Origin of the sequence: Desertibacillus haloalkaliphilus, from assembly GCF_019039105.1 — a bacterium.
In the GTDB taxonomy this organism is placed as follows: domain Bacteria; phylum Bacillota; class Bacilli; order Bacillales; family KJ1-10-99; genus Desertibacillus; species Desertibacillus haloalkaliphilus.
The window spans coordinates 197,587-220,666 of the sequence record NZ_JAHPIV010000007.1 but is presented as its reverse complement, the minus strand read 5'-3'; the positions used below and the strand labels follow the sequence as shown (position 1 = coordinate 220,666).

The window sequence follows — 23,080 nt, the reverse complement described above, 5'->3', positions numbered from 1 at the left end:
GCATTGCTGAACAGCTCCTTGGATGGGGACAACAATCACCAGCTTTGAAAATCCCAATGGGGCTCGTCTATATGGCAACACCAATCGGAATGGGACTTACAGCGATCCGGATTATTCAACAGTTAATTAAGCAAGTGAAAGCCTTGCTTGGAAAAGAAACGTTTGAAGTCAAGACCGAACAAGAGATAGCTCTTGAAAAAGAAGCCGAAGCCGTCGAAGACGGACAGCAGGAAGTAACGAATAAGAAATAGGGGGAAACGACATGGTTACAGCAGTATTATTTGGAAGCTTTGCACTTTTTCTATTACTAAGCGTTCCAATTGGTATCGCTCTCGGACTTGCGAGTCTCGTGGCAATTGTTTATTCAGGTTCATTACCACTCGAATTTTTAGCACAAGGATTAGTCACATCGATTGACTCGTTCCCTTTAATGGCTGTTCCGTTCTTCATTTTAGCGGGCGAGATCATGGGGAAAGGTGGAATCTCGGATCGGTTGTTCCGAGTGGCCAATAGTATTGTCGGAAACAAAACGGGTGGTTTTGCGATTGCGACAATTATTACATGTATGTTCTTTGCGGCGATCTCAGGGTCAGCACCGGCAACGGTAGCGGCGATCGGTGGGATTATGATTCCAGCGATGGTTCGTCAAGGATATGATAAAAAGTTTGCGACAGCGGTTGTCGCGGCAGCTGGTTCACTAGGTGTAATCATACCACCAAGTATTCCGATGGTTATTTATGGGGTTGTAGGCAGCGCGTCGATCGGAAATATGTTTATCGGTGGGATTATTCCCGGGATCTTAGTCGCTGTTGGTTTAATGGTTTGGTCTTACATTTATTCCCGCAAAAAAGGCTACAAAGGTAACGGTGAAAAAACAACATTCAAAGGCTTTTTAGAAGCGTCATGGGAGGCAAAATGGGCGCTCCTCATCCCAGTTATTATTTTAGGTGGGATCTACGGTGGGATCTTTACCCCAACAGAAGCCGCTGTTATTGCGGTTGTCTACGGGCTACTTGCCGGCTTACTTCTGTACCGCGAATTAAAAATTCGTGATTTACCAAAAGTGTTTGCGGATGCGGCTTTAACTACAGCAACTGTATTAGTCATTGTCGGAAGTGCAACAGCGTTTGGACGCTTGCTTACAGTCGAACAAATCCCAAACCAAGTTGCAGAAGCGATGATGGCGATTTCAGAAAATCCAATTGTAATTATCTTATTGATCACGGTCTTACTGTTAATTGTTGGTTGTTTCATGGATACATTGGCAGCGATCATTATATTAACGCCAATTTTACTACCAATTGCCGTTAATATTGGTTATGACCCGATTCACTTTGGGATCATTATGATTATTAACCTAGCGATCGGCTTTATTACACCACCGCTTGGGGTGAACCTCTTCGTCGGTTCCGGTATTTCCGGCTTATCGATCGAAGCGATTTCAAAAGCGATTGTTCCATTCTTCGTTGCCATGTTACTGACATTACTCGTGATTATCTTTATTCCACAATTGACCTTGTTCTTAGTGTCATTAAGTGGCTAATAAAATGGGTATAGTAGGTAGTAGGCATAAATGGTAGAATGATGATATGAAGGTGGGATTAAGAATGAGCAATGGAAGTACAAGAGAAATTACTGTAAACATTAGTGAAGACCAAACGATTATTGATTTAAGTAAGAAAATCCAACCATTTCAGTCGCAGATCTTTTTGAAAAAAATTGTTCGCGGCAATCCGATTGAAATAAATTTGAAGAGCTTCTTAGGGTTGATTACATTGAATCTTCAAAACGGCGATACGATCACGGTTCGTGTTGTTGGCGAGGATAGTGAACAAGCACTTGAAGCGGTTGTCGATTATCTGACATAAGTAATCAGTAGAAAAAAGACATGCCCCTCGGTTTAAAGGGTCATGTCTTTTTTGGGCTTCTCAAGTGGGTGAGTACGCGATAAGAGTAGTGTGGCAAAGAAGGTGCTTACTCACGCCGCTTTAGAGAGGAAATGCATTAATGAAACGTTTTAGGATGCCGAGCTCGCTGTGGTCACAATGGCTTGATCTTCTTTAATAAGCAAGCGACTAGAGGTGTTCGTTTGTTGGCACCAATCCGTGATTGTATTGGTTATTTTTCTTGCTAAAATTTTATCAACAGCCGTTGGATAAGGACCCATGCATTGTGCTTCATCAAATTGAACGTGTTTAAAATCGAGTTCCACTATACGATTGAGTTTCTGTTCAATGATTGAAGGGTCAACCGAATGATTAGTGAGCACAAATGAGTACGTTATCCCTTGTTCATATTTGGATAGAATTGAAGAACGTAATTGTTCGTAAGCGATCTCATCGTGCTCATCAATCATCACAGTACCGTCGACAGCAAGGGCTGTATCATAGAGAAGCTGATTTTTTGCTGTACCTGGAATTTGGATACAAAACAGACGCGGGTTTTGATATATCATTGAAACTGCGGTATCCTTTATTTGTAAAATATTTGTTGTAAGTGCGTTGAGTGCTGAGTCGAAACCAACCGAGTGATCTGAGCCTTCGATATCATTGAACATTGATGTTTGTATGTACATGACTTTGTTTTTTTGTTCAAATGCTTCAAATATATCGTCTTTTTCAGTGATGATTAAGAGGGCATCATACTGATCTATTTGTTCTGCAATAGCCGTTTGATTGTTCTCATCAATGGATGAGTAGCGTAACTGTGCAATTTCTTGGTTCTGTGGTGTCGTTTTACTTTTTTCATTTAGCACTTTTTTTGTAAGTGTATGACTGCTAGCATCAATTTCAATACCGACTAATTGGTCACTACTAGCATCAGTTTTAGTGATTAGTGAGCTGATGATTTCATTTACAGCGATTGTAACAAGACTCGTGTTGATAATTCCTATAGTTGCCATCATCTTCCTCCTTAAGTATGTTTCTTGTTTACATTAAGTATAAAAGAAAAACGTTCTTATAAGAAGAAAAATTTTTTCGTTTAGATATATTAATGAGAAATTTTTTATCCTATAATAAAATAGTGTTGTAATTGGTGATGGTAAAAACAATATTGGTTGCGGTTACAGTTTGTTATACTAGGAATTGCATCAATGCATTTCACAATTCAAATCTATGACTGGAGGACATTGTCATGAAAATTACATCATTAGAATGCTTTATTGTTCCACCACGTTGGTGTTTCTTAAAAGTGGAAACCGATGAGGGAATTACGGGTTGGGGAGAGCCTGTAATTGAAGGAAGAGCCCATTCCGTCAAAGCAGCTGTCGAAGAGTTAAGTGATTACTTAATCGGAGCAGATCCACTTCGTATTGAAGATCATTGGAATACGCTCTATCGCGCAGGTTTCTATCGTGGTGGCCCAATCTTAATGAGTGCGATTGCGGGGATTGATCAAGCGCTTTGGGATATTAAAGGAAAGTTTTATAATGCCCCGGTTCATCAATTATTAGGTGGTCCTTGCCGTGACAGTATTCGTGTATATTCTTGGATCGGTGGTGATCGTCCGAGCGATGTAGGTCGTGCAGCAAAAGAGGTTGTTGACCTTGGGTTTACAGCGGTGAAAATGAATGGAACAGAAGAATTACAGTATATTGATTCGTATGTAAAAATCGATGAAACGGTTGAACGGATTGCAGCTGTACGTGAAGCAGTTGGTGATGATGTTGGGATCGGAATTGATTTTCACGGACGTGTACATAAACCAATGGCAAAGATTCTAGCGAAAGAGTTGGAGCCATTTCGCCCAATGTTTATTGAAGAGCCTGTACTACCTGAAAACAATGAGGCATTACGGGAGATTGCAAACCATACGCATATTCCGATTGCAACGGGTGAGCGTATGTATTCACGCTGGGATTTTAAATCATTACTTCAGGATGGCTACGTAGACATTATCCAACCGGATTTATCACATGCAGGTGGAATTACTGAGTCTAAAAAGATCATCTCGATGGCAGAAGCCTATGATGTTGCGGCAGCACCACATTGTCCACTTGGACCAATTGCACTCGCTTCATGCCTGCAGGTAGACGCTACGGCACATAACGCATTTATCCAGGAACAAAGCTTAGGCATTCATTATAATCAAGGAAGCGATTTACTTGATTATTTAGAAGATCCTTCTGTCTTTGAATATAAAAATGGATATGTAGATATCCCACAAGGTCCAGGGCTTGGCGTATCAATTAACGAGGCACATGTACGTAAAATGGCAGAACAAGGACATCAATGGAAGAATCCAGTATGGCGTCATAAGGACGGTAGCGTTGCTGAATGGTAGAACAAACGCTGCCTCAAGTAAGGTCACGTTTAAATAAATGAATATATTTATAGAAGTCGTGTTACCGGTTTTACTCGTCTTTTTCATTGGATTTCTCGTACAGAAATGGAAAAAGATCGACATAAAACCGGTTTCTACGGTTGCCATTTATGTCATGATGCCATGTTTAGTGTTACGTACGTTTTATACGGCAGAGATTGATATCCAATATGTCTATATGGTTGTTTTTTCAGCGCTTTTATTATTTGCGATGATCGTAATTAATAAAATGTATGTGATGATTCGGCGTTATCCACCTAAAGTTGAAGACGGTTTAATATTATCGACAGCCTTTATGAATTCAGGCAATTACGGGGCTCCGATTATTTTATTCGCCTATGGGACTGCTGGGTTTGACTTTGCGGTATCATTTATGGTTTTGCAATCGATAATCATGAACTTTTTTGGCGTTTATTATGCTGCTCGAGGTGGTGCTGGGATTGCATTAGCAATTCGAGCGGTATTTAAGATGCCAGCGACGTATGCGGTAATCGTTGCACTCTTGATGAAAGCGACGCCAGTTGGAATTCCTGAAAACTTGTTTATGACGGTTGATATTATTGCAGAAGCAACGATCCCAACGGTGATGATTATTTTAGGGATGCAGTTGGCATTAATCAAATGGGGGAATTTTGATTGGGAAAAGGTTTCCTTCGGTGTGATTGCACGGTTGTTTGCTTCACCGGCGATTGCTTATGCGATTACATTAATGTTACCGTTAGATCCATTACTTGCAAAAGTGTTAATTGTATCCGCGGCAATGCCATCAGCAGCAACAATTGTCATGTATGCGGTTCAGTTTGATTCGGAACCAAAACTTGTGTCTAGTATTACCTTGATCACGACATTAATTAGTGTGGTGACACTTACCGTGCTGTTAATGATACTAGGTTAATAGATAAGGATCCTCTTATACAATGGTTTTACATGTGGTTGTACGTGTAGAAGATTGTGTAGGGGGATTTTGCTATGTTTCAAGAGTAATTGTTTGGTATATTGAAAGATTTTTTACATAAGGATGAATGTAACTACGTGAAAGACTAGGTTAAATAATCTAAAAATTCAGTAATCTTGTAGTATTTGAATACTAACCAGTTAGTTAAAGATCGAGCATTGAAGAGGAGGAATTTAAGTGAAGACAATTTCGACAAATATGGCGGGGAATGTATGGAAAATTAATGTCGCAGTAGGTGAAGAGGTGGATGAAGGACAAGAGGTCATTATTCTAGAGTCAATGAAAATGGAAATTCCAATCGAGGCGCAAGAAGGCGGAACGATTACATCAATATTAATCAATGAGGGTGACTTTGTTGATGAAGGTGAAGCCATCATCGAGTTGGAATAGGAGATTAAAAGTTGATTGGAGGTAGAGGATGAGCTGGAAACGTGAGCTTGAAGAATTGGAACGAAGAAAAGAATTAGCGAGACAAATGGGAGGATTTGAACGGATAGAGAGACACCGTTCGAAAGGAAAGTACACAGTCAGAGAACGAATCGATCGTCTACTTGATGAAAATACCTTTCACGAAGCAGGGGCTATTGCTGGCCGAGGGGTATACGATGAAGACGGACAGTTAGTTGATTTTACACCTGGAAACTTTCTAACAGGTACAGGCCGAGTGAATGGTCGAAAAGTCGTTGTTGGAGCTGATGACTTTACAGTGCGGGGTGGTGCATCTGATGGTGCGGTCCGAGGAAAGCAGGAGTATGCTGAGCGGATGGCCCACGATTTGCAACTACCGATGATTCGGCTCGTTGATGGCACTGGTGGAGGAGGGAGTGTTAAACAGTTAGAGGAGATGGGTCATACGTATGTACCTGTTAATCCTGCTTGGGATTATGTCGTTAAGAACATGGGTACCGTCCCTGTCGTCTCGGCTTGCTTAGGTTCAGTCGCAGGACTTGGTGCTGCTCGGGTCACTGCTTCTCACTTTTCGGTGATGGTCGCGGAAACAGCCCAATTATTTGTTGCCGGACCACCTGTAGTGAAATACGGTGTTGGTGAAGATTTGACAAAAGAACAGTTAGGTGGGGTTAAAGTCCATCGTTCAAGTGGGGCGATCGATAATGTTGCAAGCTCTGAGGATGAAGCATTTGAGCAAATGAAAGCGTTTTTATCATATTTGCCGCCAAATGTATGGGAACTTCCGCCTGTACAGAAATCAAATGATGATCGATATCGCAAAGAAGAACGTTTACTTGAAGCAATCCCTCGAAATCGTCGGCGCCCTTATAAAATAAGAGAAATTTTACCACTTATTTTTGATCAAACATCCATTTTTGAGATCGGGCGTTACTACGGGGGTGGGACAGTCACGGGCTTGGCCCGCTTAGATGGACACCCTGTTGGTTTTTTAGCCCCTGATCCATTTGTTGGTGGTGGAGGGTTAACAGCTGAGAGTTGTGAGAAGATCGAACGGTTTGTCGATTTATGCGAAACGTTCCATTTACCGATTGTTAATCTCGTCGATCAACCAGGGATGGCCATTGGATTAGGTGCTGAAAAGAAAGGAACGATTCGAAAAGGCGTCCGCGCGATTGCTGCGATATACCAAGCGACTGTTCCAATGATTGAGATCATACTTCGTCGTGTGTTTGGTGTAGGTGGGGCAGGAATGTCTAATGGACACGGCCTCAATTTACGCTATGCTTGGCCATCAGGAGATTGGGGGTCGCTACCGATTGAGGGAGGTATCCAGGTGGCGTACCGACGACAGCTTGAAGAGAGTGAAAACCCGCAGCAACTATTAGAAGAGTTAACCGCAAAAATGGAACAAATTCGCTCCCCGTTGTTAACCGCTGAAGCCTTTGGGATTGAGGAGATCATTGACCCAAGGGAAACAAGACCACTGCTCTGTGAGTGGGTAGATGATGCGTATCGATTGCTACCGCAACAGTTAGGAAGGACTAGTCATACGATGAGACCGTAACAGACATGAGTGTTGACTAAGGGCTAAATGAAAACCTATTTAGAGGTGACTTGTGATGAGAGATGTTGAAGACGTTCAGAGAGTTTTAAACACTGACCAGGAGCTAATACCCAAACAACTGGAATATTTCGCGAAGGTCAATGGTGAGAAGACGTTCTTTTATTATGGGGAAGATGATAAAAAGTTTTCGTATAAAACCTTTAATGAGCTGACAAACCAGATCGCTCACTCTTTAAAACAGAGGGGGATTAAAAAAGGGGATCGGATTTCTGTATTTTTATATCACCCATTGATCACTACATTATCCATGTTTGCGATCTGGAAGGTAGGGGCTGTTTTTTGCCCGATAAACTTTAATTACAAAGGTAGATTACTTTCATACCAAATCAATGATACTGACCCAGTGATGCTAATTACAGAACGGAAACTTGTTCCGAGGTTAAATGAAATTAAAGGCGAGATATCAACAACGAATATTGTTGTCCGGACAGCTAAACCAGAAGAACATGATTTTTCTGAAGAAGTCATGGACATAGGCCTTGATCAGTCATTTAATGAAATTTCTTTTTATGAACTTTTTGAAGGTGCTACAAAAAACCTTAATACAACAATTTATTATCATGATACAGCTAATATTATTTACACATCAGGAACAACAGGGCCAGCAAAAGGAGTTGTTCAATCCTATCGATGGATGAACGCCTACACCTATTATTTTAGGAAATTTAATAATGAAAAGGATGTCATTTATAATGACCTACCTCTCTATCATGTCGGTGGTGCGTTTGCACTCGTAGCGCGAGCTGCCTATGTCGGCTGTACGGTAGCTGTTTGGGATAAGTTTAGCCCGCAACAGTTTTGGGATCGAATTAGAAAGAGTGGAGCAACGAATGCGATTTTATTAGATGTCATGATTCCGTGGTTAATGAAGGCAAAGGAATCGCCGTATGATCGTGAAAATACATTAAATAAAGTCTATATGCAGCCACTTCCAGAGTATCATCATGATGTCGCTAAACGCTTTGGATTTGATTTTGTGTTTGCCGGCTTTGGTCAAACAGAATCTGGAAATGGCTTTGTAAGTGTTATTCAAGAGGTGGAGGAGCGCCATGGTACTCCCGTAGAGCTATATAAAGGCTACTCAAGAAAAGACACTGTAAAAATTGCCAACCAGTTAGGTGTACCGGTTAATGATGGACGAAAGGCGTTGCGTAAAGGGTATATGGGAAAACCCTCACCTTTCTTGGAGGCTACCATTTTAGGTGAACATGATGAGCATTGTCCTTCAGGTGAAATTGGCGAAATCGCGTTTCGACCACGTTTCCCATCTACTATTCTTGATCGATATTTTAATAAACCAGAAGCAACCGTAAAAGTCATGAAGAACTGCTGGTTCCAAAGATGATGATGGAATCTTTTATTTTGTGGATCGGCTCGGTGATGTCATTAGAAGGAGAGGCGAGAATATTTCATCCTATCAAGTAGAGGATGTAATCAATCAGCATGTATTAATTTCTATGTCAGCCGCATTTCCGATTCCTGCTGATGAGGGGGATGAGGATGAGATTGCTGTCTTTGTTGTCGCAAAGGAAACAAGGCTTACTCAAGATGAGTTACTACAGTGGGTTGAGCGAACCATTCCATCCTTTATGAAGCCAAAGTATCTTCGCCTCATTGATGATTTGCCACGAACGCCAACTAACAAAATTGAAAAATTTAAGCTGAAGAAACAATTATTAAAAGAGTTGGAAAGTCGAGCTGATAAGGAGAGATAAGATGCTATCAGACTATCGGTTTTATCATCCCATACGTGTACGTTATTCAGAGATTGACGGGCAAAAGATTGTTTTCAATGCCCACTATTCAACTTATGTGGACGTTTGTGCTACAGAATATTTTCGAAACGTAATTTGTGAGCGCTGGCTTGAGCTTGCTGAGGAAAATATATTTGATCTCGTTTTAAAAAAGATAACGATTGAATTTTTTCGTCCGGCTAGGCTTGACGATCTTCTCCATGTCTATTGCCGAGTCACCAATGTCGGCACAAAAAGTTTAACTTGTTCGTTTGTCATTGCAAGAGACGAGGAAGTCCTTGTAACCGCTGAAGCGATTCAAGTTAGTTATAACCCAAAAGAAGGCCGGTCACAACCAATTCCAGATGAAATTAAAGAGAAGATTTTACAATTTGAAGGGCTTAATCAATAAGCTTATAAAAGGTGGGGAAATATTTGCTGTCTTTTTATAAAAATAGGTGGGAAGCTTATGTTGGTCTTTCACAAAAGCGTGTAACCCAGTTGTTCCAGAAGGTTCTTGAGGAGCAGGGGGAAGCTTTCGTATTGAAGGAAAAACCACCGGTATATATGTATGATGCTAAACACAGTCAAAAGGTAATTACAACGGGCGATTACACGATTTCAATTATTTATGTTTCTGCTGATCCTTTGACACGGATGTTCTCTTCTTTATTAGGAACCAAACAACGCTTTGGTGGGATCACCTATTTGTCCATTCAGTACAACTCATCTTCAAAGGAAAAAGTCCAGCAGTTGTTATCGGACTTTAAAACGAAGACACCTGAAGATCCATGGCGGATTACAAAGCATCCTCGATTTCAATTTGCTATTTTATTGCAGGTAATTAACAAATGGAAATGGCACAACGTCAAAACGGAAAAGGGAGGGAATTGATATGGATGAAGAAATTACTATGCGTGAATTAATAGAAGAACTAGAAAGTCGGAGACGACGAGCGGAACTGATGGGTGGAAAAGAGAAGATAGACCAGCTGCACCAAAAAGGGTTTTATACAGCTAGAGAAAGAATTGAGAAATTACTAGATCCAGGCAGTTTTGTTGAGATCGGGAAACTTGCCCACTCGGATTTCCCAGGTGCAGAAGAGAAAAGCGCAGGAGATGGGATTATTTGTGGAATTGGCAAGGTGGGTGGTAGACCTATAGCCGTTGAGGCGATTGATAAAACGGTATTTGCAGGAACTGAAGGCGCGGTTCATATTCGTAAGTCTGAAACATTACACGAGTATGCGTTGAAACGGAGATTTCCGATTTTTCACCTTGGAGAAGGTGGCGGTTTACGAATGCCTGATGGAATGGGCTCTGATGGATTCAGTGATAAATTGTTTCCAAACCAATGGTTAACTATTGGAAGAAAAGTTCCGGTGATTTCAAGTATTTTAGGTGACAGTTATGGTGGACCAACATGGATGGCGGTTTCCTCTGATTTTGTGACACAAGTGAAAGGGAGCTGTATGGCAGTAGCTGGACCAAGAATGCTTGAAATTGCGACCGGTGAAAAGGTAACCCCTGAGGAATTAGGGGGCTGGCAAGTTCATGCCGAAGTGACTGGGCAAATAGATCATACATCTGAGACAGAAGAAGAAGCGATCGAAGCGATGAAGAGGTACTTTAGCTATATGCCACTTCATGCAGGTGAAGAGCCGCCACTCAAAGGTACAAGTGATAGTCCAGACCGCTCCATTGATGAAGTTCTTGACATTGTCCCAACGAGGCGGACGAGAGCGTATGATATGAAGAAACTTATTAAAGTTCTAGTAGATGATGGCGAGTTTTTTGAGATGAAGCCGATGTTCGGTCAGTCATTACTCACTGTGCTTGCTAGATTAAATGGCAGAGTTGTAGGGATTATCGCCAACCAGCCAATGAAATTTGCTGGCTCAAGCGGGCCTGATGAGTGTGATAAAGCCACTGACTTTATTTGCCTTTGTGATTCATTCCATATTCCCATAGTGTTTTTACATGATATTCCTGGGTTTCGCGTTAGTAGTGGAGCTGAGAAGAAAAGAGTCCCGAGTAAAATCATGGTTTGGAATCAAGCATTGGCGAGAGTGACTGTTCCAAAAGTGTCTGTTATTATCCGTAAAAGTATAGGGGCAGCGTATGGAAACATGTGCGGACCGACGATGGGGGGAGATTTTGTCGTTGCTTGGCCGACTGCTGAAATTAATTTCACCGGACCAGAAGTAGGGGTCAATGTCGTCTACGGACGTAAGTTAAAGGACGCGAAGAATCCAAAAGAAGAGAGGCAACGACTCTTACAAAAATGGGGAGGAGATAGTTCACCATACAAAGCCGCTGGAAAAGGCATGATTGATGATGTCATTGATCCAAGGGAGACACGAAAGTTTTTATGTAAAACGATTGAGTATGCGTGCATGAACCAAGGGGCAAAAAGCGAACGCTTACTTGCTGACTGGCCAACTAGTTTCTAACAAACGATTCTGTGACGAGGAGGTATTTGAAGTGGATAAAATATGGATGAAAAACTGGCCAACGGGAGTTTCTAAAGAGTTAACGTACCGATTAGGAAAAAAGCCGTTACATGAATATGTTCGAGAGAATGCTCGCCAAACCCCAAATAAGATAGCCTATATTTTTTATGGTAAGGAAGTAACATGGCAAGAGCTAGATGATCAAGCCGACCGCCTGGCACAATTTTTGGTTAGTCAGGGAATTCAAAAAGGCGATCGAATGGGTTTATACATGCAGAATTGCCCCCAGTATGTCATTTCGCATTATGCCGTTCAAAAAATTGGTGCAATTGTTTGCCCTCTAAACCCTATGTATAAGGAAGCGGAACTCGAATATTTAATCAATGAAATAGGTGCAAGAGGGGTGATTGCAGCCCAGGAATTATCGCCAATGATTATCAACCTAAGGGATAAGGCACCTACTTTGGAGTTAATCATTACAACCAACTATGCCGATTATTTACCTCCAACACCCACATTACCACTTCCATCCGAACTAAAGTTAGAAAAATCTATTCCTGAACAGACGTACGACTTTCAAAAAATCATATCAGACTACGAGTCACTAACAAACCATGAACAAATCGACATCGACGACGTTGCATTAATGGTCTTTACATCAGGAACAACAGGGAGACCGAAAGGAGCGATGTTGACCTACGAGAATGCCTTATTTAAGACAGCAGCCTCCGTGCATGTCAATGGTGTGAGAGGAGATGACAGGTGGTTAGCCGTTATGCCATTGTGTCATATTGCTGGGATGGTCATGGGTGTCAATATTCCCGTTTATTCAAATACCCCGTGTGTCCTGCTCACTCGCTTTGAACCAGAGACAGTGATTTCCGCAATTGAACAGTATCAAGTGAGTGTTTGGCACAGCATAGCACCGATGAATGCCGGGTTACTGAATGTTCCAGGTATTAAAGAACGTAACTTAAGTTCATTGCGAAAGAATTTAGCAACGAGTTTTGGAACGCCTGTCACTGCCGAGTTAGCGGAACAGTGGAAACAAGTCACAGGAGGATGCCAGATGTATGAGGCAGCCTATGGATTAAGTGAAACACATACGTGCGATACATTTATGCCTCCTGATCGTGTAAAGTTTGGTAGCTGTGGGATTCCGGTCTATGAGACAGATTTACGGATTGTTGACCTTGATACTGGTGAAGGTCTTCCTCCAGGAAAGCACGGTGAAATTGTTATTAAAAATCCAGGGGTTTTTAAGGGATACTGGAACCGGCCAGATGCAACGAAAGAAACATTGCGAGAGGGCTGGGTGTATACCGGTGATATCGGACACATCAGTGAGGATGGATTTTTATATTTTAATGGTCGAGTGAAAGAGATGATCAAGTGCTCTGGTTATAGTGTCTTTCCAGAAGATGTTGAAGCACTAATGATGGATCATCCGGCAATTGCACAAGTAGCCGTCATTGGCGTCCCAGATGAAGTAAGAGGTGAGAGTGTTAAAGCGGTCATTGTACCAAACAAGGACTATGTAGAGAACGTGACTGAAGATGACATTATTGAGTGGGCCAAACAGAAAATGGCTGCCTATAAATATCCTCGTTATGTGGAGTTTCGAGAGAGTCTGCCAGCGACTAGTGCTGGAAAAGTTTTACGGCGATTATTAAAAGAACCTTCTAACCAATAAGGGGAGGTAGAGACGGATGAATAAAAATAAGCAATGGTTTTCACTTCCACGTCGTGATTGTTTCTTTCTCATTGGGATTTTACTATATACAATTATCTTTTTTCTGCCTTGGAGTTATGAGATAACAATCTTAAATATTACGCTTGTGGCTTGGGCTGCTTATTTGTTGCATGTGCTTGCTCCAATCGTTGGGATTTTGTTAATTATTATGGATAAAAATCAAGGCAGAAACAAAAGCGAAGAGACAACGATTCAAGGCTCGTAAACCGATTACATTGGAGGGAAGTGGTGTGCGTTGAAGACCGTTGAATTATCGATCATGATTATCTACTTACTGTTTTTAATTGGGTTAGGGTTGTATTCACAACGACGAATTTCCAACTCAGGTTCGGGGGTTGATGACTACTATGTAGCAGGTAGAAGTATAGGCACAGGCGTTAATTCCCTAGCGATGTTAGCTGCGCTCGGGAGTGGTGGTTCATTTATGGCCGGAGCAGGTACCATTTGGAACTTGGGTTTTCCATTTTTAGCATGGATGACGGTCGGTTCAATTGTTGGGTTTGCAATTTCGAGTATATTAGTCGCCAAGCCGTTACGGCAATCACGAAAGTTTACTGTATCTGAATTCATCAATGATCGTTATGGGGGAGCCTTCTTTAAAATGGCTATTCCGATCGTCATTATTATTGGTTCAGCGATGTACTTAATGTCACAGATGACAGCAGGTGGCCTAATTGCATCTTATGTGACAGGTCTTACCTATGAATGGGGTTTAATCATCATTGTACTCGTATTTATCTTTTATGTCTCACTTGGTGGGATGCTAGCAGTTACGTGGACGAATGTCCTCCAAGGTGCGATGATGGTATTTTTAATTGCTGCTATAATTTTTGGTGCGATAACGAACCTGCCAATGCCATGGTCCGAGTTTGTTGTAAGCGCTACCAACGAGAACCCAGCACTTGGAGCTGTGGGAGTGACTGTTCCAATTGCAGCTTATATTGGGGCATTTGTAACATGGGCGGCAGCAGTTTGTGTTACTCCTCATTTGGTGATGAGAATTTTTACCGCAACTGATGTGCGCTCTGCCAAATTATCGCTAAATATCAGTATGTTGATCTATGGATTACTGATGCTGGGGGCAGCATTAATTATTGTTCCATTTATCCCTTTGTTAGGCACGTCTGTATTAGAAAGTCATGCTTCGGATATGTGGATGTTATTGATTGCTGATCAGTTTTTTGGTCCAGTTGTTATGGGAATTATTACGGCTGGAATCATGGCAGCGGTGATGTCATCAACAGATGCGTTGTTATTAGCGGTTAGTAGTGCCTTTGCTTATGACTTATATAAAGGTGTGATCAATCCAAAAGCAAGTCAGAAGAAAATTTTACGAGTATCAATGATGTTTACATGGGTGATTGGGATTGTTGTGATGTTGTTAACGTTAAATCCACCTGCCTTTTTGATCGTTTTATATACGGCTGCTGTAGGTTTTATGGTGTCGGCGTTGTTTAGTCCATTAGTACTTGGTATCTGGTGGAAGCGAGCAAATCGAACCGGTGCGATTGCAGGTTTGGTGGTCGGAGCGACTAGTTTTTTTGTCAGTTTCTTCGTTTTAACACTACCATATAATTCCGAAATTCTCGTTTCACTTCCGCTTTCTCTCATTACAATGATGGTTGTATCGAAACTCACGGAACAACCGTCACAAGAAATGATCGACAAAATGAAAGACTATCATTCAGATCCATCTCTATCTTAAATGTAAGAACTGAGCTTACTCTGATCATAGGGTAAGCTCAGTTTTTACAAGTTTTGTTTTAATGATATGTCATGGACAAGCTGTTTAATCAAATTGGTCAGGAAAGATCAAAAAAGACTTGAAAGTCAAAGAAGGTCAGTATATAATAAAAAGCACAAGGTCAAAGAAAGTCAAAGACAAATAGCTATGATTAAAAGACAATATATAACTATTAAATATAGGGGGAGTTCGTTATGCGTTGTCAAAAATGTCAAACGAAACAAGCAAATGTCAAACTGACAATGAATATCAATGGTCAAATGAAACAACTTCAACTATGTAGCACATGTTATGCAGAGATTCAACAAGGGATGAAGAAGCCATCAGGAATTGGTTTCTTTGGAAATAACTTTGATCAAATGTTTGAAGGATTTATACAACCACCACACGGCTTTGAGCAAACGCAACATTCTGAGCAAATGCAAGCTGGACAAGGGTCAGGTGGTGTCTTAGAAGACTTAGGTCAAAACCTGTCAAATGGTGCAAAGGCTGGATTAATCGACCCAGTCATTGGTCGAGATAAGGAAGTAAATCAAGTCATCAAAATTTTAAATCGACGCAATAAAAATAACCCTGTTTTAATAGGTGAGCCTGGTGTAGGGAAGACAGCGATTGCTGAAGGATTAGCACTCAAAATCGCAGAAGGTGATGTTCCGACTAAGCTTGCTAATAAAGAAATCTATTTACTAGATGTTGCTTCACTTGTTGCGAACACAGGTATTCGCGGTCAATTTGAAGAACGAATGAAACAATTAATTTCAGAGCTAAAAAGCCGTAAAAATGTGATTCTGTTTGTCGATGAAATTCATTTGTTAGTCGGTGCAGGGTCTGCGGAAGGTTCAATGGATGCAGGGAATATTTTGAAACCAGCACTGGCTCGTGGGGAATTACAAGTGATTGGTGCAACAACGTTAAAAGAGTATCGCCAAATTGAGAAGGATGCAGCACTTGAACGCAGATTCCAGCCTGTCATGGTGAAAGAACCAACCGTTGAAGAGTCTGTTGATATTCTTAAAGGCTTACAACCTAAGTATGAGCAATACCATGACATTCGTTATTCAGATGAGGCGATCCAAGCATGTGTTCAATTGTCACATCGTTATATTCAAGATCGCTTCTTACCAGATAAAGCGATTGACTTACTTGATGAGGCGGGGGCAAACCTTAACCTCGAACAATCAGAAATGAATAGCGATGATATTGAAACACGTTTAGCAGAAATCACAAAGGAAAAGGATAAAGCGGCTGAAGCTGAAGATTACGAGCGTGCCGCTAACTTACGTACCCAAGAGTTACAGTTACAACAAAAGTTGAATAATGCAGATGAAGATGTGAAAAAGCTTGTTGTTGAGGTTGCTTATATCCAAGAAATTATTGAAGAGAAAACGTGTATCCCGGTTGGAAAGCTACAAGAGGACGAACAAAGCAAGCTGAAAAACTTAGCCGAACGTCTAGATAGTAAAGTGATTGGTCAAGAGGGTGCGGTACAAAAAGTAGCGAAAGCGATTCGTCGAAGCCGAGCGGGCTTAAAAGCAAAAACACGACCAATTGGATCATTCTTATTTGTCGGACCGACGGGTGTCGGGAAAACAGAATTAACGAAATGTTTAGCTGAAGAATTGTTTGGGACAAAAGATGCTTATATTCGCTTCGATATGAGTGAGTATATGGAGAAACACTCTGTCTCTAAATTAATTGGTTCACCGCCTGGCTATGTCGGCCATGAGGAAGCGGGACAATTAACAGAGCGAGTGCGCCGAAATCCTTATAGTATCGTCCTATTAGATGAAATTGAGAAGGCACATCCGGACGTTCAACATATGTTCCTACAAATTATGGAAGACGGTCGTTTGACCGATAGTCAAGGACGTACGGTAAGCTTTAAGGACACGGTTATTATTATGACAAGTAATGCTGGTACGGGTGAAAAGAAAGTCACTGTTGGCTTTGGTCAGGACGGCGAAACGGATGCAGTGTCAACACTTGAAGCACTAAGCTCGTACTTTAAACCTGAATTTTTAAACCGATTTGATGCAATCATACCATTTAACGAATTGAAAGAAGAGCATTTAGTACAAATTGTTGAACTTATGCTTACTGATCTTAATAACAATGTTAAAGAGGAAGGTCTGTCAATTGTCGTTTCAGAGGATGCTAAGATGAAGCTAGCAACACTTGGTTATGACCCTCGTTTTGGGGCTCGACCACTTCGTCGCGTCATTCAAGAAAAAATTGAAGATAAGATTGCCGATGTTCTCATTGATGAGGAAGATGTGTCAACGATTAGTGTAGACTTTAAAGACAATGAATTTGTAGTTAAAAACAGTTATAAACGATAGAGGAAAAACGAGGTCCTAGTGATCTCGTTTTTTTACATTAATTTAGATGAAAAGCAAGAAAAGGGTTTCCACACGTCCTTAAGGTTGTGGTAGTGCTTTGATCGATAAGGAGAAAAAGTAAGGTCATAAAGGTAGACTAGCCGTTCATACAATAGATTAGCGGACTAGCTCGAACGATAGACAAGGCGAAGAGGGGAAGTTTCAAACGATGAAAATTGAAACGATTAACTATTATTTGATCATAACATTAGGAGGGGCCATTCAAGGGCTAGCAATGGCGATATTTCTCTTTCCACATGCGATTCCATCGGGAGGCTCAGGTGGACTTGCTGTCTTACTAAACTACTGGTTTCAACTTCCGATTGGATTTGCGTTATGGCTAGTGAACTTTTCATTATTAATAGTAGCGGTTAAGTGGTTAGGGAATATGAGTGCAATTGGCACGATGTATGCCATTACGGTGACATCGGTATCCATTAATTTATACAATACACACCTGCCAGAAATAGGGGGATTTGTTTGGATTGATTTGTTGACTGGTGCGATTTTATTAGGGATAGGGGTTGGCTTGTTACTGAGAATTGGTGTGTCAAATGGGGGAATGGGTGTGTTGGCGCTCGTTTATTCAACGTATCGGGGTGGACCACCGGGGAAACCATTATTTTTTATGAACGGAGCCATTTTCCTATTAACAGCATCGATGATTGCGTGGGAAATTGTTATCCAAGCGGTGATATGTCAATTGATATCAACGAGAGTTGTCGATGGAATTTGCCGTGTTAAGCTTGATTTGCCAATTTCAGTTGCTGTCACTCGACGAACTAGAAAGTAAGCATAACTTTAAACCATCTTACATAAAATAAGGCATTTTTAAAGTTTTTGTTTGGATAACCTATATCGTCGATCAACGCAGCATATTATTATGGTGATCACTTAGGAAAGGTGGAACAAATGTGAACATCATACGTGCTAGTATGCTTTCATTGCTATTTGTGATGCTCCTTGTCGTTGTAGGGTGCTCGTCAGACGAACGTGAGTCAACCGATCGTTATCCGGAAAAGTCAATTGAGCTAGTCGTTGCCTTTTCACCTGGTGCAGCAACCGATACACAGGCTAGAATTGTCGGCAAGTATGCCCAAGAGTATTTGGGAGAAGAGTTAGTGATTGTGAATCGACCGGGGGGAGGAGGTCAAGTCGGCTGGAATCATTTTTCAAACGTTAATCCCGATGGATACGTACTGTCTGCGTATAATTTGCCACACATTATTACACAACCGTTAGTTGGGCAAACCTCGTTTGAAATCGATACATTTGAACCGATTGTCAATTGGGGGTGGGATCCAACGGTATTTGCTGTACGAAGTGATAGTTCCATTACAGATCTTGAAGGTTTCGTTGAAAAAGCAAAAGCATCACCTGGTGAGATTACAATCGGTAATGCAGGGCAATTTGTTGGACAGCATTTAGCCATTTTACTCTTTGAAGATGCAGCAGGTGTGGAATTAGAGGATATCCCATTCCAAGGTGCAGCAGATGCGATTGCGTCATTACTCGGTGGTCATACAGATGTGGTCTCTGGTAATCTTTCTGATATGTATCGCTTAGGTGAAGACGTACGTATACTTGCGGTTGCAACCGAAGAACGACATGAGTTTATCCCTGATGTGCCAACGTTTGCTGAGCTTGGATTTTCGGAAGTGGTCATGAGTACGGACCGTGGAATCGCTGCACGTCAAGGGACACCGGAATCAATTATTCAATACCTCGAAGATGGATTTATGGAATTACTTCAAGACGAAGGTTTCCTTGCAGAGATGGAACAAGCGGGTGTTGATTTATTGATCATGGACCGGGAAGAAACGATTGCTGAATTTGAGACTCGAACCGAACAATATCAAGAATTACTAAATTCAATTGATATTGAGTAGCCAATACTAGAGAGGTATCTGTTTTGATACGAACTAGAAAATAGGATTGGGCACAAAGCTCAACCCTATTTTCATGTTTAAAGAAAGTAATCAATAAAAAACGGGTAGATTGGAAGTGGGGCCCGAATAAAGGTTGTAAAGACGAGATACATCGCAGCGGTAAAAAGAGTAGCGACGATGACAATTTTAGAGAGGTTGGCACACCCATCTTTTTTTTGAATATACACATATAGTGGTACAGAGATCATCAGCAAGATCACTTGCATGTAAAACCCAAGAATGTTTGTTGATAAACTAATGAGGCAGATCCAACTGATAAATAAAAGTGATGGTACGTTTATTAATTTTGCTTCAAATTTTGATGGGGTTAAAACCGCTTTCCCGTATTCGATGGCTAGTAACATAATCATTGCTAGCAGAGTGATTTGTGGCAAAAGTCGCTGTTCAAATGGGAGTTGCAAAACATAATAAAAGCCAGCAAGTGTTAAAACCAAAGGAAACAGAACGAGTGACGCATGAAACGAGACAAAATGTTTTAAGTGTAGTGACCCTTTATGGGTTTTTCGTCTTTGTTTACGTTGTTTAAGTTGTTGTTTAATCGAGAGGGCGATCGTTAATACGACAAATCCAATGAGAATGATGTTCCACCAGCCCCCAAAAAAGAATGCCCACATCGAACCGCTCGCACTGCCAATTTGAAGGCCTTGCAGTAATCCTTCCTCAGCAATTGGACCAAGGATAAACCCAAGTGCAATTGGTGCTGCTGAAAAATTAAATTTATGGAGAAAGTACATGGCCATGCCGACGATTACTACAGTGTAGACATCAAATAAACTATTTTGTGTTGTAAATGCTCCGATAATACAGAATGATAAAATTACAGGTGCCATGAAGTAGGCGGGGATATGTGCAAGCTTTGATACGAAGCGAATAGATGCCAATCCTAAGACCAGCAAGGCGAGCTGAGCTGCAATCATACTATAGAGAAAGACATAGGCGACAGAGGCATTTTCAACAAATAAGTGACTACCCGGCCAGATCCCATGAATAAGTAAGCCTCCAAGAAAAATCGCTGCTGTTGGCGAGCCTGGTATCCCTAGTGTAAGTAGGGGAACAAGCGAACCCCCGACAAGGGCATTGTTTGCACTTTCAGATGCAATGACGCCTTCTTTATTCCCCTTACCAAACGACTGTTTATTTTTAGAAAAACGTTTTGCCTCGTTGTACGCTAAAATGCTGGCTATATTGCCCCCAGCCCCAGGAATCATCCCGATAAAAGCACCGACGCCACTTCCAATTGATACCGCTTTTGGACGTCGGAACACATCTTTAAACGATTGCCTGATCGTTGATTTTGAATCTGTTTTCATCGTATGGTTTGCGCGCAAGCGGCTAGTTAGGTCTTCAATTAAGCGAAGGGCTTGCGGGAAGGCAAACAAGCCAATGAGAACGGCAACAATGTGAAGCCCGCCAATTAAAGCGTCTGAGCCAAAGGTAAATCTAGCTGTCCCAGTAAATGTACTAATGCCAATCATCGCTAGAAGGATTCCGATGCCGCCACCAATAAAGTTTTTCGTGATAGAACCCTCGGAAATGGCAGCAATAACAGCGATTCCAAAAATGGCAATCCAAAGGGTTTGCGCAGGTCCGAACTGAAGTGAAAAGGCTGTAAGTATCGGAGCAAAAAATAATAGGAGAAGCATGCCAACTAATCCACCTGTAGCTGATGAAATCGTTGCTAATTCAAGCGCTTTCCTCGCCTTGCCTTGTTGTGCCATTGGATAGCCATCAAAGGTGGTTGCGACCGAGGCTGGTGCTCCAGGAACATTAAATAAAATCGAGGGAATGGAACCACCAAATACACTTCCACAAAAAATCCCACCTAGTAATATCAACCCATCAGTCGCTGGTAATGAAAACGTAAACGGGATACATAATGCGACTCCCATTGTAGGGGTAAGTCCAGGCAGGGCACCGACGATAATACCAAGCAAAACTCCTATCACTAACATCAAGAGGTGATGCCATTCAAGGAGTTGTAAAATGCCTTCCACATCCTCACCTCCGAATTCCCATTCGAAACTAGGATATGCGCCTAATATCGTCGATGTGTCATTTTTATTTTTAAAGAAATGATTATCATTGAACACTCAAGATTCTGCATAGACATAGATGTTACACTTGTCATAGTTGTGTAAGCAGTTGTATGTTTCCTTCTCCTACTTCTTGTCCTCCGTATCTCCGAGTTCTACTTTTTTACCACCAACGGATAGGTAAGAATAGACTTCAAGATCTTCTTTTAACTTCGAGAGACCTTGAACATATGGTTTAACTAAGTCTTTAAAATCTTCTTCCACACCTTCATGCTCTAACTGGCCATAGACGTACATTTTCTTTTCTTCAAGTAAAAAAGCAATGTAACCGACAGCTTTGCTATGTTGATCAACGACATTTAATACTTGGGCGTCTTGTTTAATGAGTTCTGGGGAAAAATAGATTTGCAACAATTGTCCCTCCTTTTCTTTCTATTCGGTATTTAATTGTATTTTCGTAAATAATGTTTCTCCATCTTCGTCTTCAGACTTTTCCTTGACTTGGATTAACAGCATACATAAAATCGCAACAATCAAAGTTAAGCCAGCAGTTGATAAAAACATTCCTGTACGCGACCATCCCATGAGTAAGCCAAAAATGGGCGGTCCAGCTGCCACACCTAAAAAACGGACAGATCCGTATAACGCTGTGACAAATCCCCGTCTTGCTTTACCTACTGATCCGGTAATAAAACTGTTTAAGCAAGGGAGGACTAAACCGGTTCCTATACTACTAACAGCTAAAACGGCGATAAATGGAACGATTTTTGTAAATAAGACAAGGGTTGCAAATGATGCTGTCATTAAAAATAATCCAAGTACGATCAACTTTTTCATTAATTTATGGTTTTTGCCGATTTTGCTACCGGTAATATAGGATGTAATCATCATGATTAATAATGGGATGGCTAGGATACATCCTTTTAGTACACCATCAATATCGTACTGGGTTTCTAGCACATCTGATAAGTAAAATAGGATTCCAAATAATGTGAATAAGCAGGTCGCCCCTGCTAAGTAGGCTGTCATCAACCAACGACCTTCATGCTTAAAGACGGTGAACAACCCTTTTAAATATTTGCCAACAGGGGGTGGTTCTTTTTTTTTCGTTTTCTCCTTCACAAAGATCCACGTTAATAAGATTGAAACGACACAAAATATTGGAAAAGCAAAAAAAGGGGCATACCAAACGAGTAACGCTAAAAGCGAGCCGACAATTGGTGATAGTACTTTCCCAAAACCATTCGATGCTTCAACGAGTCCAAGGACTTTACTCTGCTCGCCCCCTTTAAACAAGTCGCCTGTAAGTGCCATTGCAACTGGGGTTGTTCCGGCCGCACCAATGCCTTGCATTGTTCGTCCAGCGATGATCCAAAGGTACGCATTTGTAAACCATGCAGCAGCAGCCCCAGCTAAAAGACCACCTAATCCGTATAAGATTAGAGATGGGAGTATGATTGCTTTTCGAGTAAAGCGGTCAGATAAATAGCCTAGTATGGGTATCGCAACCGCAGCCGCAATTGAAAAAACAGTAATCGTTAAGCTAACTTGAAATTGTGTTAAATCTAGTCTGCTTTGCATTGTCGGTAGAATTGGGATCAACATTGAATTCCCGAGCGTCATAATTAAAGGGATCGACCCAATTGCTACGATTGTTAAGCCTGTTTTTTTCTTTTTCGCCAATCGATGAGACACGCTCCTTTTTATTGGAATTGTGCTGTGCGT

Annotated in this window: 22 protein-coding genes; 18 read left to right on the top strand and 4 right to left on the bottom strand. The window is 41.3% G+C overall.

Features of this window, described 5'->3' with window-relative positions; all coding sequences use genetic code 11:
- From KH400_RS10085 to KH400_RS10075, 3 genes are all read left to right on the top strand, one after another.
- A partial coding sequence (locus KH400_RS10085; RefSeq protein WP_217224352.1) for a TRAP transporter small permease occupies nucleotides 1-251 on the top strand: 251 nt, incomplete at its 5' end.
- Nucleotides 252-262: 11 nt separating this feature from the next.
- Entirely contained in the window at nucleotides 263-1,543 is a 1,281-nt protein-coding gene (locus KH400_RS10080) for a TRAP transporter large permease (protein WP_217224351.1), read from the top strand.
- Between the two features lie 64 nt (nucleotides 1,544-1,607).
- Nucleotides 1,608-1,868: an HPr family phosphocarrier protein gene (locus KH400_RS10075; RefSeq protein ID WP_217224350.1), complete on the top strand. Its 261-nt coding sequence runs from the start codon at nucleotides 1,608-1,610 to the stop codon at nucleotides 1,866-1,868.
- Nucleotides 1,869-2,017: 149 nt separating this feature from the next.
- Here KH400_RS10075 and KH400_RS10070 read toward each other — a convergent pair whose 3' ends face one another.
- Entirely contained in the window at nucleotides 2,018-2,905 is an 888-nt protein-coding gene (locus tag KH400_RS10070) for a 6-phosphofructokinase (RefSeq protein WP_217224349.1), read from the bottom strand.
- 230 nt (nucleotides 2,906-3,135) lie between these two features.
- On the opposite strand from KH400_RS10070, the gene dgoD reads away from it, so the two are divergent.
- The 15 genes from dgoD (at nucleotide 3,136) to KH400_RS09995 (ending at nucleotide 19,262) form a co-directional block, all read left to right on the top strand.
- A complete protein-coding gene (gene dgoD / locus KH400_RS10065) occupies nucleotides 3,136-4,284 on the top strand; it encodes a galactonate dehydratase (RefSeq protein ID WP_217224347.1) in 1,149 nt (382 codons plus the stop codon).
- Nucleotides 4,285-4,321: 37 nt separating this feature from the next.
- Nucleotides 4,322-5,218 carry an AEC family transporter gene (locus KH400_RS10060; protein ID WP_217224346.1) on the top strand — a complete coding sequence of 299 codons (897 nt, stop codon included), beginning with the start codon at nucleotides 4,322-4,324 and terminating at the stop codon, nucleotides 5,216-5,218.
- Between the two features lie 237 nt (nucleotides 5,219-5,455).
- Complete coding sequence (locus KH400_RS10055) at nucleotides 5,456-5,668, top strand: acetyl-CoA carboxylase biotin carboxyl carrier protein subunit (protein WP_312889116.1); 213 nt, start codon at nucleotides 5,456-5,458, stop codon at nucleotides 5,666-5,668.
- A 28-nt stretch (nucleotides 5,669-5,696) separates the two neighbouring features.
- Complete coding sequence (locus KH400_RS10050) at nucleotides 5,697-7,253, top strand: acyl-CoA carboxylase subunit beta (RefSeq protein WP_217224345.1); 1,557 nt, start codon at nucleotides 5,697-5,699, stop codon at nucleotides 7,251-7,253.
- Between the two features lie 55 nt (nucleotides 7,254-7,308).
- On the top strand, nucleotides 7,309-8,658 hold the full coding sequence (locus tag KH400_RS10045) for an AMP-binding protein (RefSeq protein ID WP_217224344.1): 1,350 nt from the start codon (nucleotides 7,309-7,311) through the stop codon (nucleotides 8,656-8,658).
- Between the two features lie 19 nt (nucleotides 8,659-8,677).
- On the top strand, nucleotides 8,678-9,028 hold the full coding sequence (locus KH400_RS10040) for an AMP-binding enzyme (protein ID WP_217224343.1): 351 nt from the start codon (nucleotides 8,678-8,680) through the stop codon (nucleotides 9,026-9,028).
- Nucleotide 9,029: 1 nt separating this feature from the next.
- Nucleotides 9,030-9,458 (top strand): acyl-CoA thioesterase, encoded by a 429-nt coding sequence (locus KH400_RS10035; RefSeq protein WP_217224341.1) that lies wholly within the window; start codon nucleotides 9,030-9,032, stop codon nucleotides 9,456-9,458.
- Between the two features lie 131 nt (nucleotides 9,459-9,589).
- Complete coding sequence (locus KH400_RS10030; protein ID WP_217224340.1) at nucleotides 9,590-9,940, top strand: hypothetical protein; 351 nt, start codon at nucleotides 9,590-9,592, stop codon at nucleotides 9,938-9,940.
- Between the two features lies 1 nt (nucleotide 9,941).
- Nucleotides 9,942-11,498 (top strand): acyl-CoA carboxylase subunit beta, encoded by a 1,557-nt coding sequence (locus tag KH400_RS10025; RefSeq protein WP_217224339.1) that lies wholly within the window; start codon nucleotides 9,942-9,944, stop codon nucleotides 11,496-11,498.
- A 46-nt stretch (nucleotides 11,499-11,544) separates the two neighbouring features.
- On the top strand, nucleotides 11,545-13,191 hold the full coding sequence (locus tag KH400_RS10020) for a class I adenylate-forming enzyme family protein (protein WP_217224374.1): 1,647 nt from the start codon (nucleotides 11,545-11,547) through the stop codon (nucleotides 13,189-13,191).
- Between the two features lie 16 nt (nucleotides 13,192-13,207).
- On the top strand, nucleotides 13,208-13,456 hold the full coding sequence (locus KH400_RS10015) for a hypothetical protein (RefSeq protein ID WP_217224338.1): 249 nt from the start codon (nucleotides 13,208-13,210) through the stop codon (nucleotides 13,454-13,456).
- Nucleotides 13,457-13,486: 30 nt separating this feature from the next.
- Complete coding sequence (locus KH400_RS10010) at nucleotides 13,487-14,956, top strand: sodium:solute symporter family protein (RefSeq protein WP_217224337.1); 1,470 nt, start codon at nucleotides 13,487-13,489, stop codon at nucleotides 14,954-14,956.
- A 233-nt stretch (nucleotides 14,957-15,189) separates the two neighbouring features.
- On the top strand, nucleotides 15,190-17,334 hold the full coding sequence (locus KH400_RS10005; RefSeq protein ID WP_217224336.1) for an ATP-dependent Clp protease ATP-binding subunit: 2,145 nt from the start codon (nucleotides 15,190-15,192) through the stop codon (nucleotides 17,332-17,334).
- Nucleotides 17,335-17,542: 208 nt separating this feature from the next.
- Nucleotides 17,543-18,166, top strand: coding sequence for a YitT family protein (locus KH400_RS10000; protein ID WP_217224334.1), 624 nt, complete (start codon nucleotides 17,543-17,545; stop codon nucleotides 18,164-18,166).
- Between the two features lie 121 nt (nucleotides 18,167-18,287).
- Nucleotides 18,288-19,262 (top strand): tripartite tricarboxylate transporter substrate binding protein, encoded by a 975-nt coding sequence (locus tag KH400_RS09995; protein WP_217224332.1) that lies wholly within the window; start codon nucleotides 18,288-18,290, stop codon nucleotides 19,260-19,262.
- Nucleotides 19,263-19,339: 77 nt separating this feature from the next.
- On the opposite strand, the gene KH400_RS09990 is transcribed toward KH400_RS09995, so the two are convergent.
- From KH400_RS09990 to KH400_RS09980, 3 genes are all read right to left on the bottom strand, one after another.
- The gene (locus KH400_RS09990; RefSeq protein WP_217224330.1) at nucleotides 19,340-21,316 is read right to left on the bottom strand and encodes a tripartite tricarboxylate transporter permease; all 1,977 of its coding nucleotides are present in this window, start codon (nucleotides 21,314-21,316) and stop codon (nucleotides 19,340-19,342) included.
- 165 nt (nucleotides 21,317-21,481) lie between these two features.
- Nucleotides 21,482-21,766, bottom strand: a complete 285-nt coding sequence (locus KH400_RS09985; protein ID WP_217224329.1) for a hypothetical protein — start codon at nucleotides 21,764-21,766, stop codon at nucleotides 21,482-21,484.
- A 21-nt stretch (nucleotides 21,767-21,787) separates the two neighbouring features.
- Nucleotides 21,788-22,978, bottom strand: a complete 1,191-nt coding sequence (locus tag KH400_RS09980; protein WP_217224373.1) for an MFS transporter — start codon at nucleotides 22,976-22,978, stop codon at nucleotides 21,788-21,790.
- Nucleotides 22,979-23,080: the final 102 nt, after the last annotated feature.